General features: G+C 37.5%; 17 protein-coding genes. 14 read left to right on the plus strand and 3 right to left on the minus strand.

Translation table 11 applies throughout. The features are described 5' to 3' along the window. Positions 1 to 444 precede the first annotated feature (444 nt). The 6 genes from J7E81_RS19350 (at position 445) to J7E81_RS31120 (ending at position 6,317) form a co-directional block, all read left to right on the plus strand. Positions 445 to 1,473, plus strand: a complete 1,029-nt coding sequence (locus tag J7E81_RS19350) for a LacI family DNA-binding transcriptional regulator (protein WP_215045060.1) — start codon at positions 445 to 447, stop codon at positions 1,471 to 1,473. Positions 1,474 to 1,691: 218 nt separating this feature from the next. Continuing rightward, entirely contained in the window at positions 1,692 to 3,122 is a 1,431-nt protein-coding gene (locus J7E81_RS19355; protein ID WP_215045062.1) for a sugar porter family MFS transporter, read from the plus strand. A 163-nt stretch (positions 3,123 to 3,285) separates the two neighbouring features. Then, positions 3,286 to 4,308 carry a Gfo/Idh/MocA family protein gene (locus J7E81_RS19360; RefSeq protein ID WP_215045064.1) on the plus strand — a complete coding sequence of 341 codons (1,023 nt, stop codon included), beginning with the start codon at positions 3,286 to 3,288 and terminating at the stop codon, positions 4,306 to 4,308. Between the two features lie 30 nt (positions 4,309 to 4,338). Further along, positions 4,339 to 5,280, plus strand: a complete 942-nt coding sequence (locus J7E81_RS19365) for a sugar phosphate isomerase/epimerase family protein (RefSeq protein ID WP_215045066.1) — start codon at positions 4,339 to 4,341, stop codon at positions 5,278 to 5,280. A 137-nt stretch (positions 5,281 to 5,417) separates the two neighbouring features. Further along, positions 5,418 to 6,002, plus strand: coding sequence for an AraC family ligand binding domain-containing protein (locus J7E81_RS19370; protein WP_308162240.1), 585 nt, complete (start codon positions 5,418 to 5,420; stop codon positions 6,000 to 6,002). Between the two features lie 48 nt (positions 6,003 to 6,050). Continuing rightward, positions 6,051 to 6,317, plus strand: a complete 267-nt coding sequence (locus tag J7E81_RS31120; RefSeq protein WP_308162241.1) for a helix-turn-helix transcriptional regulator — start codon at positions 6,051 to 6,053, stop codon at positions 6,315 to 6,317. Between the two features lie 186 nt (positions 6,318 to 6,503). Here J7E81_RS31120 and J7E81_RS19375 read toward each other — a convergent pair whose 3' ends face one another. Continuing rightward, positions 6,504 to 6,872, minus strand: a complete 369-nt coding sequence (locus tag J7E81_RS19375; protein ID WP_215045068.1) for a dihydrofolate reductase family protein — start codon at positions 6,870 to 6,872, stop codon at positions 6,504 to 6,506. 372 nt (positions 6,873 to 7,244) lie between these two features. Between J7E81_RS19375 and J7E81_RS19380 the strand changes: the two genes are divergently transcribed. Continuing rightward, positions 7,245 to 8,432, plus strand: a complete 1,188-nt coding sequence (locus J7E81_RS19380) for an FtsW/RodA/SpoVE family cell cycle protein (protein WP_215045070.1) — start codon at positions 7,245 to 7,247, stop codon at positions 8,430 to 8,432. A gap of 98 nt (positions 8,433 to 8,530) precedes the next feature. On the opposite strand, the gene J7E81_RS19385 is transcribed toward J7E81_RS19380, so the two are convergent. Further along, on the minus strand, positions 8,531 to 8,701 hold the full coding sequence (locus tag J7E81_RS19385) for a hypothetical protein (RefSeq protein WP_215045072.1): 171 nt from the start codon (positions 8,699 to 8,701) through the stop codon (positions 8,531 to 8,533). Positions 8,702 to 8,929: 228 nt separating this feature from the next. Continuing rightward, positions 8,930 to 9,793, minus strand: a complete 864-nt coding sequence (locus J7E81_RS19390) for a sugar phosphate isomerase/epimerase family protein (protein ID WP_215045074.1) — start codon at positions 9,791 to 9,793, stop codon at positions 8,930 to 8,932. A 250-nt stretch (positions 9,794 to 10,043) separates the two neighbouring features. Between J7E81_RS19390 and J7E81_RS19395 the strand changes: the two genes are divergently transcribed. The 7 genes from J7E81_RS19395 (at position 10,044) to J7E81_RS19425 (ending at position 18,229) form a co-directional block, all read left to right on the plus strand. Next, entirely contained in the window at positions 10,044 to 10,907 is an 864-nt protein-coding gene (locus J7E81_RS19395; RefSeq protein ID WP_215045076.1) for a helix-turn-helix domain-containing protein, read from the plus strand. Positions 10,908 to 11,096: 189 nt separating this feature from the next. After that, a complete protein-coding gene (iolE, locus tag J7E81_RS19400) occupies positions 11,097 to 12,011 on the plus strand; it encodes a myo-inosose-2 dehydratase (protein WP_215045078.1) in 915 nt (304 codons plus the stop codon). 29 nt (positions 12,012 to 12,040) lie between these two features. Further along, complete coding sequence (locus J7E81_RS19405) at positions 12,041 to 13,468, plus strand: sugar porter family MFS transporter (protein ID WP_215045080.1); 1,428 nt, start codon at positions 12,041 to 12,043, stop codon at positions 13,466 to 13,468. A gap of 87 nt (positions 13,469 to 13,555) precedes the next feature. Next, a complete protein-coding gene (gene iolG, locus J7E81_RS19410; protein WP_215045081.1) occupies positions 13,556 to 14,590 on the plus strand; it encodes a bifunctional inositol 2-dehydrogenase/D-chiro-inositol 1-dehydrogenase in 1,035 nt (344 codons plus the stop codon). Positions 14,591 to 14,839: 249 nt separating this feature from the next. Beyond that, complete coding sequence (locus J7E81_RS19415; RefSeq protein WP_215045083.1) at positions 14,840 to 16,339, plus strand: tetratricopeptide repeat protein; 1,500 nt, start codon at positions 14,840 to 14,842, stop codon at positions 16,337 to 16,339. A gap of 90 nt (positions 16,340 to 16,429) precedes the next feature. Beyond that, the gene (gene trxB / locus J7E81_RS19420; protein ID WP_215045085.1) at positions 16,430 to 17,386 is read left to right on the plus strand and encodes a thioredoxin-disulfide reductase; all 957 of its coding nucleotides are present in this window, start codon (positions 16,430 to 16,432) and stop codon (positions 17,384 to 17,386) included. Positions 17,387 to 17,770: 384 nt separating this feature from the next. Beyond that, positions 17,771 to 18,229 (plus strand): NUDIX hydrolase, encoded by a 459-nt coding sequence (locus J7E81_RS19425; RefSeq protein ID WP_215045087.1) that lies wholly within the window; start codon positions 17,771 to 17,773, stop codon positions 18,227 to 18,229.

An 18,229-nucleotide genomic window follows, 5' to 3' on the forward strand; every position in this document is an offset into this window, starting at 1 on the left:
AAATATATAGCATAGATGGCGATTTGATATTATCCCATTTGTGCAGACAGTTATAAAAAGAATATATTGTCTGCACAAATGGGATTTTTTATTAAGGATAATATTTTTTTTACGAATATTGAAACAACTATTGACTGAAAGCGTTTTTAATACTAATATTTATCCATACATTAACCAAGAGTTAACCAAAAAAACTGTTGGATAATTTTTCCTCAAAATAGTTGAAAGGGAGTGATCAATTAAAAAGGTAATGGAATTTACTACTTTCTTCCGCACAGCCAAATTGTAAAACAAGTAACTTCTAAAAATGATTTATCGCCAATTTTATTCTGTCACATTGACAAAAACTGAACTCTTTATTGATTTTATAGACTGAATATTATAAAATATTCTTCATAACGCATACGTATGCGTAGTCTAAAATAAAGAGGCGAAAATGCTATTATGGCAATCACCACGAAAGATATTGCAAAAATGGCGAATGTGAGCCAATCTACTGTCTCCAGATGTTTAAATGACAGTCCAATGATTTCTGAGAAAACCAAGAGAAAAGTTTGGAAAATCGCACAAGAGTATGGCTTTCAATTTAATGCGAATGCAAGAAGCTTAAGTGCGAATAAAACCAATACAATAGGTGTTATTTTACCAAAGAGTTTATTTGGACAGGGGATAGAAGTGTACTTTAGCTCATGGCAGAATGAAATTATCCAAACTCTTGAACAGTTGCAAATGGATGTTATTAGCTCATTTTTTGAGAATAGGTTTACAGAACAAAATAATATCGAAAGATTCATTGCTGCAAAGAAGGTAGATGGACTGATTATTATGGAGCCGTCTTTAGATGATAAATCCATAGAGGCACTAGAAAAAACGGAAGTCCCTTTCATATTCTGCAAATATTTACCACCATTTTATAAAACAAAGGATGTAGACTTTGTTTGTGTAGACCAGCACAAAGGCGGGTATATTGCGGGTGACCACTTAATTAAACTAGGTCATAGGAACATCATGTGTTTGTCAGCTAATATCAGCGGCAGCGAGTTTCAACAAAGGACTGAAGGCTTTAAAGCTGCGTTTAAGGATCATCATCTCCAGTATGATGGTGATAAATTATTTTATGGAGATACGACTTTCCAGTCGGGTTACCGCTTGATAAAGGATAATATGGATAATTTAAAAGACGTGACAGCCATCTTTGCACAGAATGATTTAATGGCACTGGGGGCGATCTCGGCATTGAAGGAGCTGGATATAAAGGTCCCTAATGAGATATCCGTTATCGGATTCGATGATATTGAGTTATGTACCTTCTACAAACCATATTTATCAACAATTCATCAACCTATAAAAGAAATTGCAACATTAACATGTAAACGGTTAATTGAGAAATTAAATTCAACATCAACCATGAAACAAAAACTAGAAATTAGTCCTACATTAGTTATTAGAGAATCTTGCGGGGGAAGAGTCTAACTTACTCTTTTTTCTCCCATTAATGCAAGCGTATGCATTAAATGCTGATACTTAGAAGGATAGATTTGAAATATAGTAAATCAGCGTAAATATATTAACAGTTTTTTTAAAACATAAATGCAAGCGTATGCGTAAATGAGCCTAAGGAGACTCTAAGAACCATACATAAATGGCTCGGAAGTTCATATTAAACATTAGAATATGGGGGAGAAATACTTATGGCAAATCAGGTAACTGAGAAGAGGCGTACTCCAAAGGCATTTTTACGGATCATTACATTAGTATCGACATTCGGGGGACTGCTGTTTGGATATGATACGGGTGTAATCAACGGTGCACTTCCTTATATGGCTAAACCCGACCAGCTCAATCTGAATCCGCTAACAGAAGGACTTGTTACGAGTTCACTTCTTTTCGGAGCTGCGCTTGGGGCAGTGTTTGGCGGCAGGCTGTCAGATCGTAACGGCCGGCGAAAGAATATTCTTAGTCTGGCATTATTATTCCTTATTGCAGCGCTAGGATGTACACTTTCACCAAATACAGGTATGATGCTTGTTTTTCGTTTTCTACTTGGTCTGGCTGTTGGAGGGGCCTCCGTTACAGTTCCAACCTTTTTAGCAGAAATGGCACCAGCCGAACGGCGGGGCAGGTTGGTTACTCAGAATGAGTTAATGATTGTTACTGGACAATTTCTAGCATTCGCGCTTAATGCCGCGATTGCATCAACATTGGGTGAAAATGAACACGTTTGGCGTTATATGTTAGTTATAGCAACACTTCCGGCAGTTGTCCTTTGGTTTGGAATGCTAATCGTACCTGAAAGCCCACGCTGGCTGGCAGCGCAAGGGAAAATAGGAGAAGCTTTACGGGTTCTCCAACAAGTGCGTGAGGAAAACAGGGCTAAAGAAGAATTACAAGAAATTAAAGATGCCATTGCTTCAGAATCTAAAATTGAGAAAGCAACAATGAAAGATTTGGGAGTACCTTGGGTGCGACGTATAGTTGTTCTAGGGATTGGAATTGCGATGGCGTCACAACTTACAGGTGTCAACTCGATTATGTATTATGGTTCTGAAATTCTGAAAGAAGCTGGATTTGCTACAAAGGCCGCTCTTATCGGTAATGTTGCGAATGGGGTGATCTCGGTATTGGCAACTTTCGTCGGAATTTGGCTCCTAGGAAAAGTTGGACGTCGTTCCATGATGTTATGGGGTTTAACAGGAACAACAACGGTACTTTTACTTATTGGAGTGTTTTCTTCCCTTCTGAAAGGGAATACATCCCTTCCATATGTAATACTTTCCCTTACAGTCACGTTTCTAGCGATCATGCAAGGAGCCATTGGGCCGGTATTATGGGTCTCGCTCTCAGAGATATTCCCGTTAAGACTGAGAGGACTTGGCATGGGGATTAGCGTCTTCTTCCTCTGGATAACAAATTTTGTAATTGGCTTCTTTTTCCCAATATTGATCGACAAAGTTGGCTTATCAGGAACATTCTTTGCTTTCGCGGCAGTAGGGTTGGTATCTATCACTTTTATTTGGAAGATGATGCCTGAAACAAAGGGCCGCTCTCTTGAGGAGATTGAAAGTTACTTCCGCACCTATGATGAAGTTCATGCTGATGAGAAAGCTGCAGTATCTAAATAACAACTTCAGTTGTCTTAAAATGGTATTGGCGAGTTACATATCAATTTGTATGCGCCTACAAAATCTTGTGTTTTATAGATGATAACTTTCCTATAAAAATACTAGTGAGATTCTTATAGGGAAGTGCTTAATTTAAGAAAATTATTAATAAGGAGTGTTTATTGTGGAATTAAAGATTGGTGTTATTGGTACCGGTGCAATTGGAATGGATCATATTCAAAGACTTACATATAAAACAAAGGGAGCAAAGGTAGTTGCAGTCTCTGATATTAATGCGGAAAGAGCGCAACAAATTGCTCAAGAAGTGGGTGCTAAATTTGTAGAATCTGGAGAAGAGCTAATCAGATTGCCTGAGGTGGATGCAGTAGTGGTTACCTCCTGGGATCCGACACATGAAGGTTATGTCTTAGAAGCTATAAAAAATAAAAAATATGTATTTTGTGAAAAACCTTTAGCTGTTGAAGTGGAGGGCTGTAAAAGAATCGTTGATGAAGAAATCAAACTAGGTAAAAAATTAGTTCAAGTAGGATATATGAGAAGATATGATCAAGGATACGAAGAAATAAAAGAATTGCTTGATAATAGAAAACTTGGAGAAGTATTAATGCTTCACTGTGCTCACCGAAATCCTGGCGTAGATGAAAGCTATACTACCCCTATGGCTGTTGAAAATTCAGTTGTTCATGAAATTGATGTATTAAGATGGTTACTGAAAGAGGACTATGTAGCAGCACAAGTGATTCTGCCAAAAAGAACATCAAGTGCACATAAGGATTTACATGATCCTCAGATTGTCATTTTAGAAACAGAGTCGGGCATCCATATTGATATTGAAATCTTTGTAAATTGCCATTACGGATATGATATAAAATGTGAAGTCATGTGTGAAAATGGAATGGTATCTTTAACGGATCCAGCTTTTTCAAGCGTTCGTACGGAAGGGAAAGATTTTACAAAAGTATCATCCGATTGGAAGGATCGCTTTGTAAAGGCATATGATAGAGAATTTCAACTTTGGGTTGATTCTGTGAAAGCAGATGAATTAAATGGACCTAATGCTTGGGATGGGTATGTAGCGGCGATTACTTCTACGGCTTGCTCGAAGGCAAGAGATACTGGGGAACGTGTACAAATTCAACTGGATGAATGTCCAGCTTTATATAAAAACAGCTTAGTTTTGGCATAAAAATAAACTAGATTGAGAGAGGGTTTTAACATGAGATTGTCATATGTAACGGATAGCTTAGGCCATTTGCCTTTTGAAAAAATGTTAGATACGGTAGCTGAAATGGGGATTGATACCATTGAGATGACAACTGGAGGCTGGTCACCGGCTCCGCATTTGCGTTTAAATGAATTGCTGGAAAGTGAAGCAAAAAGAAGTGAATTTTTAGGTGAATTAGAAAAGCGGAATATTAAGCTTTGCGCATTGAATTGTTCTGGGAATCCGTTAGATCCAGGTGAACTTGGTAAAGAGCATAGAGATGTAACAGAAAAAACAATGGAATTAGCCGGTTTACTTGGTGTGAAGAAGGTCATTATGATGAGTGGCCTGCCGGCAGGAAGCCCGGAAGATAAAATTCCTAACTGGATTACCTATACAGTCAGCTGGCCCCCAGTATTAAAAGAGATATTGGATTACCAATGGAATGAGGTAGCGATCCCGTATTGGAAAGAGTTAGTGAAAAAAGCTGAATCATGCGGTGTCGAAAAAATTGCCCTTGAAAATTTCAGTTCGCAATTAGTCTATAATCCAGCAACCTTATTTAGATTGCGGAATGCAGTCGGACCTATGGTTGGTTTGAATTTAGACCCGAGCCATTTAATCTGGATGGGGGCAGATCCAATTATTGCAGCAAGAGAATTAGCAGCTGCGATTCACCATGTTCACGGTAAAGATGTAAGACTTGAAAGACATTTATCTGCCATTAATGGCGTACTGGAAACAAAAGAGGTTACGGATACAGCAAATAGGGCATGGAATTATGTGGCCGTCGGCTGCGGTCGAGATTTGCAGTGGTGGAAAGAATTCTTCTCGGTTGTTCGCATGATGGGATATAACGGTGAAGTGTCACTTGAAATGGAAGATTTGACCATGTCCGTTGAGGCGGGAATTAGAACATCAGTGGATGCTTTAAAACAAACTCTTAGTTTTTGAGATTAACCTTTAATTCTACCAATAGATAGAGTGATTAAATACAGTTGCACCTAAAAAAGTAGAGATTGTTATGACATCTCTATTTTTTTAGGTGAGATTTCATTCAGTATTTAAATCTTTGAAAAGGAGGGCTCTTGTTGGATTTAAATAAATTTGTTTATGGAAAACGTTCGCTGAATGAATATGTTCATCATTTAAATCAAAATGGTGCGTCTTTTCAAGTGCATTATTGGGGAGTCATGCCGAAGCATTATGACAATCTATTACATAAACATTCCTTTTTTGAAGTGTGCTATGTGGTAGATGGGGAAGGAACTTATATAGAAGAAAATAGTAGCCAACCGCTCCATAAAAGCACACTTTTTTTATCACGACCAGAAGTTTTACATCAAATAAAAAGTAAGGAAGGTCTATTTCTGCTATATGTTGCATTTGACTTAATGGAATCGGAATCAAGTGAAGAATGGATAAGGATTATGGAGGGAGCCAAACAACAAGAGGTGGTAGTTTTGCATCATAGTGATGATATACCTACTACTTTACTTTGGAAATCGTTGCTGATCCAAGCAACCATGAAGGAACATTCTTTTTTTGAAGAAATGCTATCAAGCATGGCCCATTCCCTTATTCTTTCAATAGTAGAAAATTTCGTTTCACCATTAAATCACAGCAAACAAAGAATGGTTCCAGAGGGTTTTTCTTTACTCCTGACTCAAGCATAATTATATATACACGATAATTTATCAAGTCCCTTAAGAGTGGCTAAACATTTGCATATATCAGGACGGCATTTATCACGAATATTTATGTCAGAGTTAGGCGTAAGTTATTCAAATTATATTTTGGATGAAAGAATCAAAAAAGCTGTCACCTTACTTAAAAAGTCGGATTTATCATTGAAAGAAATTGCTGAGGAAACTGGTTTTGTTTCTGTCCAATATTTTACTCGTGTGTTTACGACAATGATGCAGATTTCACCTGGGCGTTTTCGTTCAGGGTTTGTGGATGCACAAACAACTGTATTTTTGGCTAATTGACACAACTTTTATTAAGTAAGAAAAATTCTATAGCTGAACCTTAATATTAATTAATGCATGTTGGTATCCAGGAATCGGGGAGGAGTAGAGGGTGCTTGTTGGAAGTAGAACTGTGTACGCTTTGCAGATAATGGAATAAAAAAAGGTATAATTTATAAATAATAACTTCAAATAATAAAAAGAGGATTAATCACCTTTTGTTACACACTTTAACCTTAGTCCACCATCGTCCAGTTTTTCGACTTCTTTCAAGAAGAAATTTACTGGATGCTGATTTGTTAGAAAAGAACTTGTTTCAAATAGTGTCACAGAGTTAGATGCACCCTCTGCAATTGGGACTAAAACCAGGCTCAATTCATCAATTAATCCCTCATTCAAAAAGGAGCCATTTAAATAGCCTCCACCTTCTAGCATTAATTGATCAACCTCAAATAGATTTTTTAGCTTTTCCACTACGACTGTAAAATTTAATCTTACTTTTCCGCCGAAAATATATGATATACCTATTTTTTGCAGATGAGCGAGATAGGCATCAGATACTTGTTCTCTCAGCACCTCTATAATGTGATCTCTTGATCGTAATTATCTGTAAGGTTCCGTTTTGGGTTGCAAACAAGGCGAGGCAGCTTCGGACAGCCGAAAACAAAATCATCGCAATTATGAAATTAAAGAGCCCAAAATATGCAAGTTTTGTATAATTGACTTGCGTATTTAGGCTCTTTTTATATACAACCTTTTTTAAGAATTAACACTAAGTTCATATAAAAATAATCGACCTTTAGTTTATTTTTAATAAAAATCTAATCATTCTGTGCTAGATTAAAGTTAAAATAACCTTTTCTTATACTTTGTAAGATTTAGGCTTATTTTTTATACATAACATCAAAACATTTTCGCAAATCTGTTTTAAAAAAATTGGAGGTAATGATGTTTAGGAAAATACTAAGATCGTATGATTATTCTTTAGTTATTGCGATCACTTTATTATCCCTCTTTAGTTTGGTCATGGTCTATAGTGCAAGCATGGCTACTGCTGTACAAAGGTATGGTGTTGCAAGTGATTATTTCTATCAGAAACAAAAGATATTTCTAATAATAGGTGCTTTTTTCTTTGTTATCACTTCTTTATTCCCTTATAAAGCCCTGAAAAGCCGAAAAATACTTATGTATATGGTTTTTTCATCCATTGTTGTTTTAATGGCTCTCTTTATCTTTGGTCATGTGGCTGGGAATGCACAAAGTTGGTTTAAAATTGGGCCGATTAGTATCCAGCCTGCAGAGTTTGTTAAGCTTTGTGTGATTGTTTATTTATCTGCTATGTATGCTAAAAAGCAGGAATTTATAAATCAATTTAAAAAAGGGGTTCTCCCTCCATTACTCTATTTAGGAATCGTTTGTTTATTAATAGCCATTCAACCAGATTTCGGGACAGTGGAATTGATTTTATTATTTTCTGGAGCCATGATCATTTCGTCAGGCACAAGCATTAAGAATTTAACCAAACTAGTTACAATTGGTGTTATCGTATTGTTACCATTTGTTCTTCTATTTTATAAGAAAATTTTTACAGCTGTTCGTATGAATCGATTGGAAGTCTTAAATGATCCGTTTAAATTCCAACAAACATCTGGTTACCATCTTGTAAATTCATTCATAGCAATTGGTAATGGGGGAATAAATGGCTTAGGATTGGGAAAAGGGATCGAAAAGCTTGGGTATTTACCAGAATCACATACAGACTTCATTATAGCTGTTATTGCGGAAGAGTTAGGAATATGGGGTGTTGGTTTTGTTATCATTACATTAGCGTATATAGTGTTAAGAGGGATTTATATTGCATTGCAATGCAAAGATCCGTTTGGAAGTTTACTAGCAATCGGTATTTCAAGCATGATCGGCATCCAGGCTTTCGTTAATCTTGCTGGTGTCTCAGGCCTCATCCCACTTACTGGTGTTCCACTTCCATTAGTCAGTTATGGAGGATCTTCTCTTATCCAATTAGCAATTGCTCTCGGAATTTTAGTCAATGTTTCAATGTTTGTTAACTATGAAAAGAAATATAAAAACAAAAAGGATCAAAACGTTGTACTTAAGGGAAAACGGTCCAGCTTTTAGATGAGTTAGGGGAAACCTATTGCCCCCACTTTTGATCAGTAAGAAAAATTCTGTAGCTGAACCTTACGATTAAATGAAAAACATACCACGGAGATAGTCTAGAGGATCGCCCCGTGTTTTTTTGTATAAGCTTTGTTAAATGAAGTTATTTTTGCTTTGTTTAAAGCAGAAATACTTTCATAAAAAGTGATTCGTGCTTCTCCATATTGATCCATTGAATGGTTAAAAGATTGCATTGTATGTTTAAGGAATTCTATTATTTTTTTCATCATGATTCCTCCCTAGGAATAAATTGGTTAATTTAATATTGTACCCTGTGAGTATCTTTAGCAATCATGATGAAAACGAAAACATACACGAAAAAAACGCTAACACTTATAATGAAAGCGTGTGATATATATAATATCTCAATATTTCTCCTTATTTACATGTTTCTTTAGGTAACTAAAAAAAGGCATAAAGAATTTTTTTTAAAAAAAATCCTTTATGCCTTTCGATCAATTATGAACAGCGTGTTTATTATAGTACTTTTCCAATACTTCCAAGGTCGTTTCTTTCGCTTTTTTAATGACTTCTTCAGGATCCATTTGATAATATTCCGGTCTGAATAACTCAACGGATGCCACAAAATCATAATTCAATTCTTTTAGTCTTTTCAAATGTGCCTCTAAATCAATCACACCGTGCCCAGGCCATACTCTATCACTATCACGCATTTGGCCAATCGGATAACCCTCCACATCGTTGATATGGAAGATAAACAATTTATCTGCTGTTTCATCGGTTACATCTTCTAATCTTGAACCCATCCCAGTGAATTGGAACGTATCATACACGAGACCCACATTATCTCGATCAACTGCTTTTACAATACTGTATGCTTGTGCAAAGGTATTAACGGTATTTTCCTGGATTCCAATAAACTCAATGGCAATCTTTACTCCGTATGGCTCGGCTAAATCAGATAGATGGGTTAAAACTCGGATACAACTTGCATTTACTTCTTCCGTCAATGTTTTTCCTTTTTCCGTCACATCGATATTAGAAGGTACCACGCAAATATATGGACAATCAATTTTTTTACAAATCTCCAAGTATTCTCTGAATTCCTCGATTATCTTCTCTTCGTCTTCTTTCGTACGGTTATTAAAAAAGCATAAGGCGTTCAAAGAAAGCGGTTTAATATGATGGGTATCAAAATAGGCTTTTAAATCATCTAATGTAAATTCTTTAAGATAGTCTTTTAACTGATCAATGGAACGAATTTCAATAAAGTCGTAACCGTGTTTTTCGCAATACTCTAAATTCTGTTGAAGAGAAGCACTTTCGAATGTTGTTCCTTCATTAAATGATAATTTCATAGGTAAACCTCCATTTTATAACTTATGTATGCGATTTCAGTTTAATGGAAATTTTCCTTCATTATCTTATATATTCTTGCTCTAAAATTGTATTTTGGTGCTATTTAATATTATTTAATAACTTTTGAAGATGAAATAGGTCGTTTACGTGCTAGTCTAATATTAAATAGTTCCCAAAAATAGACCATTACCTTTTGAGTCAGGATAAAATATACTATAGGAAGTGCTTAAATTAGTGAGAGGTGGAAAAATGAATTACTATATTCCAAATGTAGAACCAGGCATCAAATCTAAGGGATTATATTTTTATGAGCCTTCCGCTTTAACGAAAGAATTATATCATTATGTCCTATGGGGCGGTGAATATATCGTAGATGTTCCCTACAGCATTAAGCGAGATTACATGAATGCCTTTATCATCTTTTATATAAAAAAAGGATCGATGCAGTTCCACTATCTTGACCAATCATTTGTAGCCTCGAAAGATGACATTGTTCTGTTAGATTGTAAAGAAAAAAATAACTACTCTGCACTGGAAGAAACAACCTTCCAATTTTTTCACTTTACAGGCAGTCAGACGCAAGCTATGTATAACAAGTTATACAAAAGAAAGGGCTGCACGTTTAGACTGCCGAGTGAACAAAATAATATTCCCACTATCTTATCCCTGATTGCATCGAACCAGGAAATAGACTTTGCAATATCCTTAGAAATTTATAAACTGCTTGGTAATTTAGTAGAAAGTACCCGAGATACGTTTGAAAACAGAAAGGCAAATGCGGCAAAAGCAATACCGCCCGAAATTCAAGCTGTACTGTCCTTTATTAGTGAGAATTACTCATCTAAGATTTCCGTCGAGCAGTTGAGTGAAATATCCAATTTAAGTACCTATCATTTTTGTCGTACGTTTAAAAAGTACATAGGAACCAGCCCTCACCAATATGTACTGAATTACAGATTGATCCAGGCTAAGAATCAATTGGTGGAAACCAATCTTTCAATTGAGCAAATAAGCATGGATTGCGGATTTAATAGTATTGGCCATTTTATTAAAGTCTTCTCCCAATCTACTGGGGGCATCACTCCTGGAAAGTTTAGAAAACTTTGTTTTTAATGATCTGTCTTTTAAAAAGATATCCACTTTTGTGGGTATCTTTTTGTTAGTTTTTGCTAAACTTATAAAAGTTTAGCAAGAAATGATAATTTGATAGCAATTTTTTATAATACATCGATTCTTCATAATTTATAAAATAAGGTCAACCGGTTAAACAGTCCTACTTTTTATAAGGAAGAAGGTTATACGATGGAAAATAAAAAAATCTCATGGGGGATTGCTCCAATTGGGTGGCGAAATGATGACATTCCGGAAATTGGGGCAGAGAATACCCTATCACACTTACTAAGTGATATTGTAGTAGCAGGTTTTGAGGGAACCGAAGTTGGCGGCTTTTTTCCAGAACCTAACGTATTGAACAAAGAGTTACAACTTCGCAGCTTAAAAATTGCGGGACAGTGGTTTAGCAGTTTTATTATTCGTGACGGTGTGGAAGAAGCCTCTAAAGCTTTCCATAAACATTGCGAGTATTTGAAAGCGGTTAACGCATCTGTTGCTGTTGTATCAGAACAAACCTATAGTATTCAAGGTACTGATAAAAATGTCTTCAAAGAAAAACCATTCTTCACAGATACAGAATGGCATCAGTTAGGCCAAGGACTAAACGAATTAGCAAAAGTTGCTGAAGAATATGATTTGAAGCTAGTTTTTCACCATCATATGGGGACGGGCGTACAAACATTAGCCGAGATTGATCGTCTTATGGAAAACACCGATCCTAATCACGTTCATTTGCTGTATGATACCGGCCATATCTACGTATCTGATGCTGATTATATGACTCTATTAAATAAACATATCAATCGTATCCACCATGTTCATTTTAAAGATGTGCGTCCAGCAGTAAAAGAACAATGTGAAAAAGAAGGAAAGTCCTTCTTACAATCCTTTTTGGCAGGAATGTTTACCGTTCCTGGTGACGGCTGTATTGATTTTACAGAGGTATACAAGACGCTTCTGGAAACGAATTATTCAGGCTGGATTGTCATTGAAGCAGAACAAGACCCCTCAGTTGCACATCCGTTGGAGTATGCCTTGAAAGCCCGTAATTATATTAATGAAGAATTACTGCCATTAGAAAATGGTTCATTGATTAAAGCTTAATAAAAAAACGAACCCTGGGGAGGGAGAATATGAGTAATCAGGCGATTAAACAAACACGTGATTACGAAAAAGCTTTAAAAAAGATTACGGTTATATCTACATTTGGGGGGCTTCTTTTTGGTTATGACACCGGTGTGATTAACGGGGCATTACCTTTTATGGCAAAACCTGACCAGCTAAACTTGACACCCGCAACGGAAGGTCTTGTTACCAGTTCCTTACTTTTTGGAGCTGCGTTTGGATCCGTATTTGGCGGGCGTTTATCTGACCGTTTTGGCCGCCGTAAAATGATTTTAAATCTCGCGTTACTATTCTTTATTGCCGCAATTGGGTGTACGCTTTCACCGTCAGCCGGTGTTATGATCGTGTTCCGATTCTTGCTGGGATTAGCCGTTGGGGCTGCATCTGTCATGGTGCCTTCCTTTTTAGCAGAAATGTCTTCTGTGGAGAAGCGGGGAAGGATGGTTACCCAGAACGAATTAATGATTGTTTCCGGTCAACTGTTAGCGTTTGTCTTTAATGCCATCCTAGGAAATACGATTGGTGAGGGAGCTTCACATGTTTGGCGTTATATGTTAGTGATTGCGTCACTTCCGGCTGTTGTCTTATGGTTTGGAATGTTAGCGGTTCCAGAGAGCCCGCGTTGGCTTGCATCCAAAGGGAAATGGGGAGATGCACTAAGGGTCCTTAAAGAAATACGGGAAGCAAACGGTGCGGATTCTGAACTTAAAGAGATGAAAGAACATATTGCTCATGAATCAGAAATTAAACATGCGACATTTAAGGATTTAAACGTACCATGGGTTCGCCGGATTGTCGGAATTGGAATCGGGATTGCCATTGTGCAGCAAATTACAGGTGTTAACTCGATTATGTATTATGGTACTCAAATACTTGAAAAATCCGGTTTTTCAACCAATGCGGCACTTTTGGGGAATATCGCCAATGGAGCGATCTCAGTCATTGCCACTTTCGTTGGAATCTGGTTATTAGGGAAAATTGGCCGTCGTCCTATGTTAATTGCTGGATTGACGGGTACAACAGCTGCTCTTGCTTTAATTGGGGTGTTCTCGTTAGTACTTAAAGGGTCACCAGCACTTCCGGTGGTCGTACTAAGCTTGACGGTTACGTTCCTTGCATTCCAGCAGGGTGCTATTTCTCCGGTAACCTGGTTAATGTTATCAGAAATCTTCCCATTAAAATTACGTGGTATTGGAATGGGGGTAACCGTATTCTGCTTATGGATCACAAACTTCCTTGTTGGGCTGTTTTTCCCAATCTTACTAAGTGCAGTAGGCTTATCGATCACATTCTTCATTTTTGCAGTGTGTGGAATTGCCGCTATTATATTTGTGAATAAGATCTTGCCAGAGACAAGAGGAAAGACGCTTGAACAGTTGGAAAGCGATTTCCGGAGCTATGGACAAAAAAGTCATAAACAAGCTTCTAATCAGTAATGTTATAAAACTACGCTTTAATTAAAAAATGAAAGCGTTGCCTGAGTTTAACCATTAAATATGTAAATATAAAAGGAGAGTATCAACATGACTTTAAGATTTGGTGTAGTAGGAACAGGAGCAATTGGAAGGGAGCATATTGATCGAATTACCAATAAATTATCCGGCGGTAAAATTGTAGCGGTAACAGATGTGAATCAAGAGTCTGCTAAGCAAACGGTTGAAATCTATCAATTAGATGCGGTTGTTTATCCAGACGATAAAGCCCTCATTGCGGATGAAAATGTGGATGTAGTCCTTGTTACAAGCTGGGGTCCTGCCCATGAAGCAACCGTTGTCGCAGCAGTAGAAGCTGGTAAGTATGTATTTTGTGAGAAACCTTTAGCCACTACGGCTGAAGGCTGTATTCGAATTGTTGAAGCGGAAATGAAGCAGGGTAAGAAATTAGTTCAGGTTGGATTTATGCGCCGTTATGATAGCGGATATGTTCAATTAAAACAAGTGATTGACAACAATCAAATTGGTGCGCCATTAATGATTCGTGCTGCACACCGCAATCCAATCGTTGGTGAAAACTATACAACGGATATGGCTGTAACAGATACTTTAATTCACGAAATTGATGCCCTTCACTGGTTAGTCAATGATGACTATAAATCTGTTCAGGTTGTTTTCCCAAGGAAGACAAAATATTCACATGATAAACTGCAAGACCCACAATTATTTACGATTGAAACGAACAGCGGCATTGTCATGAGTGTGGAAGTATTTGTGAATTGTAAATATGGCTATGACATTCAATGTGAAGTGATTGGTGAAGAGGGAATTGTAAAACTACCTGAATTCTCCAGTGTGGTGATGAGAAAAGATGAAAAATTAAGCACAGGCATTTTAAATGATTGGAAATTCCGCTTTATGGATGCATACAATGTGGAAATCCAAGACTTTATTGATTCCATTACAAAAAAAGGTGAGCCAGAAGGACCAACTGCATGGGATGGATATATCGCAGCAGTAACATCTGATGCATGTGTAAAAGCTCAACAAACTGGTGAAAAAGAAGCCATTACACTTCAAGAAAGACCCGCATTCTATAATGAAAAAGAACTTCAAACGGTGTAATCCTTTAATTATAGTTAAATAGTTTATAAAAAGGAAATGGAGTACTCCATTTCCTTTTATTTGATTTGGGTTAATCTTAATTGTTAATTTAAATGGGATCTGCTTATTTTAGGAGGGAGAACCAATATGTGTACTTTATATAGCGCAAGCAGTTGATTTCAATCCATAAGTTAAATCCACCACCCTCTTCTCGAATACCCCCTAATGTGCTATACTACATAAGTTATGTTGAAAAATGTGGAGGACTTCATGGTGAAAGAAGCGAAGGCAAGAATTCAAAAGGGAAAAATACTATCATTTGTTCCTACAGGTGAATATTATTTCAAGAAGGGTGTCAAGGCATACCATCGACGAGATTTTATCAAAGCCAAAAAATATCTTGGGCGGGCGATTCAGCTTGAGCCGGGTGAACCAATGATTACATGCCAGCTGGCGATTGTTTCGACAGAACTTGGTGAATTCGAATATTCCAACCGACTCTTGCACGAAATCCTTGAAGAGCTTGATCCAGAAATGGCAGAATGCCACTACTTTTTAGCGAATAATTATGCCCATATGGGACTTTTTAAAGATGCCTACCATCATAGCAAATTATATTTGCAGCTTGATCCGGACGGTGATTTTTCCGACGACACCGAAGAATTATTAGAAGTGCTTACATTGGAAGCGGAAGAATTCGAGGATGAGCTATATGAACAGGATGACTTAATCATCAAACAAGAGCAAGCCCGAGAATTGCTGGAATCCGGCTATTTTCCAAAGGCAATTGAGCTTTTAAAAGATGTCGTCAAGGAATACCCGGAATATTGGTCGGCTTATAATAATTTAGCACTAGCTTACTTTTATTTAGGAAAAGTAGAAAAAGCGGAAGCCATCCTCGAGGATGTGCTCGAGCGCAATACGGGCAACCTTCATGCCCTTTGTAACAAGCTTGTGTTTGCCCACTATCAAGGACAATCAGAAAATGTTGCTGAATTACTCCAGGTATTGAAAAAAATTCAGCCACTTCTAAGTGAGCATCAGTTTAAACTTGGCGCAACCTTTGCGTTAGTCGGTGAATACGACCTTGCCTACTTATGGCTAAAGAAACTATATAAGCATGGTTTTGACGGGGATGGACCATTTTATTACTGGCTTGCTTATTCTGCCTTTTATACAGGCTTTGAAAACTTTGCAAAAAGCATTTGGAAAAAGGTACTTGAGCTCAATCCTGACAAAGAAGGCTCAGAACCATGGAATCTCGAAACCAAAAACTCACTAGGTAATGGTTTTGAAAATATGGCCGAATCCATTTTTCAAAAGCTTGACAGCGATTATGTGGAAGAGCGTTTATTTGCCCTTTTCTTAACGACTGTTTCGAGTAAAAAAGAAGAAATCATCGGCTCCAAACGGCTTTTTCAAAACCAAAAGTTGACGAAGCTGGAAAAAGAGTATCTCTCGATGATCCGATTAGGGAAACCATCTAAGACAAATGATGCCCAAGAAGTAGCAGAACTATTTTATGAAAATCATCAGCCGATTGGCACGATTGAGTCGGGGTTATATCTTCTGTGGTTTTCCGTGTTTGTCGAAGTATCTAAAGACGGTGCTCCATTAAAAAATAAACGTGCCTGGGCTGGAGCGGTCGAATACTTGTGGCATAAACTAAGAAGTGAGAAAGTTTCCCAGCAGGAAGTGGCCGAACGCTATGGCTTGTCTACTGCGACGATTGGGAAATATGTAAAATTGGTTAACAACTATCTGAACTAAGCATATTCGTGGACTATAATTCAATTGTTTTATACGATTAAGTGGGAATACTAATACTTAATCGTATTTTTTTATATAGGAGTGAATTAAATGACTGAAGAAAAAATTTATGATGTCATTATTGCCGGTGCTGGTCCTGCAGGAATGACGGCGGCTGTTTATACATCTCGCGCCAACCTATCCACACTGATGATTGAACGCGGTATGCCGGGCGGCCAAATGGCTAATACCGAGGATGTAGAAAACTATCCTGGCTTTGAGAGCATTTTAGGTCCTGATTTATCATCCAAAATGTTTGAGCATGCCAAAAAATTTGGTGCCGAGTATGCTTACGGTGATATTAAAGGAATAGAAGACCATGGCGATTACAAAATCGTCAACGCTGGTTCAAAACAATATAAAGCCTACTCTGTCATCATCACGACAGGTGCTGAGTATAAAAAAGTCGGTGTACCTGGTGAAAAAGAATTAGGCGGACGCGGTGTGTCTTATTGTGCAGTTTGTGACGGAGCCTTCTTTAAAAACAAAGAGTTATTTGTCATTGGCGGCGGTGACTCTGCTGTCGAGGAGGGCGTTTATTTAACTCGTTTTGCCTCAAAAGTAACCATCGTTCATAGACGCGACCAGTTACGTGCGCAAAAGATTCTTCAAGACCGTGCTTTTGCAAATGAGAAGGTTGATTTTATCTGGAACCATACAATTAAATCGATTAACGATAAAGATGGAAAAGTCGGCAGTGTAACGCTTGTTTCGACGCAAAATGGCGAAGAGCAAGAATTACCGGCAGATGGTGTTTTCATTTATATCGGAATGGTTCCACTGTCAAAACCATTTGAGAATCTTGGCATCACCAATGAAAATGGCTATATCGAGACCAATGATCGCATGGAAACAAAGGTGCCTGGTATTTTTGCAGCGGGAGATATTCGTGAAAAAATGCTTCGTCAGATTGTTACTGCTACGGGTGATGGCAGTATCGCTGCGCAAAGTGCTCAGCATTATGTAGAAGAACTCATTGAAGAAATGAAATTAAAAAGTAATAGATAAATTAAAAGCGTAACCTTTTTATAACTCTCCTGTAACAGTAGTGAAATAAAGATGGTGTATGATAAAGGAAATTGACCCCCTTTAAAATATATACCTTTCTGCACAGGCCCAGCAGCTTGTGCTCTTTTTTTGTTTTCTAGGTGTTTGAATTTGAGACGTTCAAGATCTAGGCCACCCATTGCCACTATTCAGGCGCTTCTACTCTTGTTTAAATTTATTTAACATAAATATCAACTTTGTATTCATTGTGGCGGTTTCCTAAAAATAGTATAATGAAAAGAATAAATTAATTTTAATCATCCAAGCTCCTACCCTGGTGCTTGTTCTTTCTAAATATACAACTTGCGTGAGTGACGTATGTGCGCTTCTGAAGAGGTGAAAAAAGTGCAGCGGGTAACCAATTGTGTGTTAATCAGAAATAATCAAGTATTACTACTGCAAAAACCGCGCCGCGGCTGGTGGGTGGCACCGGGCGGGAAAATGGAACCGGGTGAGTCGGTCCGCGATTCCTGTATTCGCGAGTTCCGCGAAGAAACGGGCATCTATTTGAAAAATCCACAATTAAAAGGAATTTTTACAATGATTATGAAGGATGCCGACGAGCTGTTGTCCGAGTGGATGATGTTTACGTTTGTGGCAACCGATTCTGACGGTGTTGATCTAGATGAGTCAGAAGAAGGCAAGCTTGCCTGGCAGCCGGTTGACCAGATAAAAGGTTTGCCGATGGCAGCGGGCGATCTACATATCATTGATTATATGATCCATGGTAAAGGAATCATTTATGGCACGTTTACCTATACAAGCGAGTTTGAATTAATTAGTTATCGATTAGATCCAAGTTAA

Origin of the sequence: Bacillus sp. ISL-18, from assembly GCF_018613415.1 — a bacterium.
In the GTDB taxonomy this organism is placed as follows: Bacteria; Bacillota; Bacilli; order Bacillales; family Cytobacillaceae; genus Neobacillus.

Coding starts and splice junctions, on each gene's coding strand:
- J7E81_RS19350 (WP_215045060.1), top strand. CDS start 445: ATGGCAATCACCACGAAAGATATTGCAAAAATGGCGAATGTGAGCCAA.
- J7E81_RS19355 (WP_215045062.1), top strand. CDS start 1,692: ATGGCAAATCAGGTAACTGAGAAGAGGCGTACTCCAAAGGCATTTTTA.
- J7E81_RS19365 (WP_215045066.1), top strand. CDS start 4,339: ATGAGATTGTCATATGTAACGGATAGCTTAGGCCATTTGCCTTTTGAA.
- J7E81_RS19380 (WP_215045070.1), top strand. CDS start 7,245: ATGTTTAGGAAAATACTAAGATCGTATGATTATTCTTTAGTTATTGCG.
- J7E81_RS19385 (WP_215045072.1), bottom strand. CDS start 8,701: ATGAAAAAAATAATAGAATTCCTTAAACATACAATGCAATCTTTTAAC.
- J7E81_RS19390 (WP_215045074.1), bottom strand. CDS start 9,793: ATGAAATTATCATTTAATGAAGGAACAACATTCGAAAGTGCTTCTCTT.
- J7E81_RS19395 (WP_215045076.1), top strand. CDS start 10,044: ATGAATTACTATATTCCAAATGTAGAACCAGGCATCAAATCTAAGGGA.
- iolE (WP_215045078.1), top strand. CDS start 11,097: ATGGAAAATAAAAAAATCTCATGGGGGATTGCTCCAATTGGGTGGCGA.
- J7E81_RS19405 (WP_215045080.1), top strand. CDS start 12,041: ATGAGTAATCAGGCGATTAAACAAACACGTGATTACGAAAAAGCTTTA.
- iolG (WP_215045081.1), top strand. CDS start 13,556: ATGACTTTAAGATTTGGTGTAGTAGGAACAGGAGCAATTGGAAGGGAG.
- J7E81_RS19415 (WP_215045083.1), top strand. CDS start 14,840: ATGGTGAAAGAAGCGAAGGCAAGAATTCAAAAGGGAAAAATACTATCA.
- trxB (WP_215045085.1), top strand. CDS start 16,430: ATGACTGAAGAAAAAATTTATGATGTCATTATTGCCGGTGCTGGTCCT.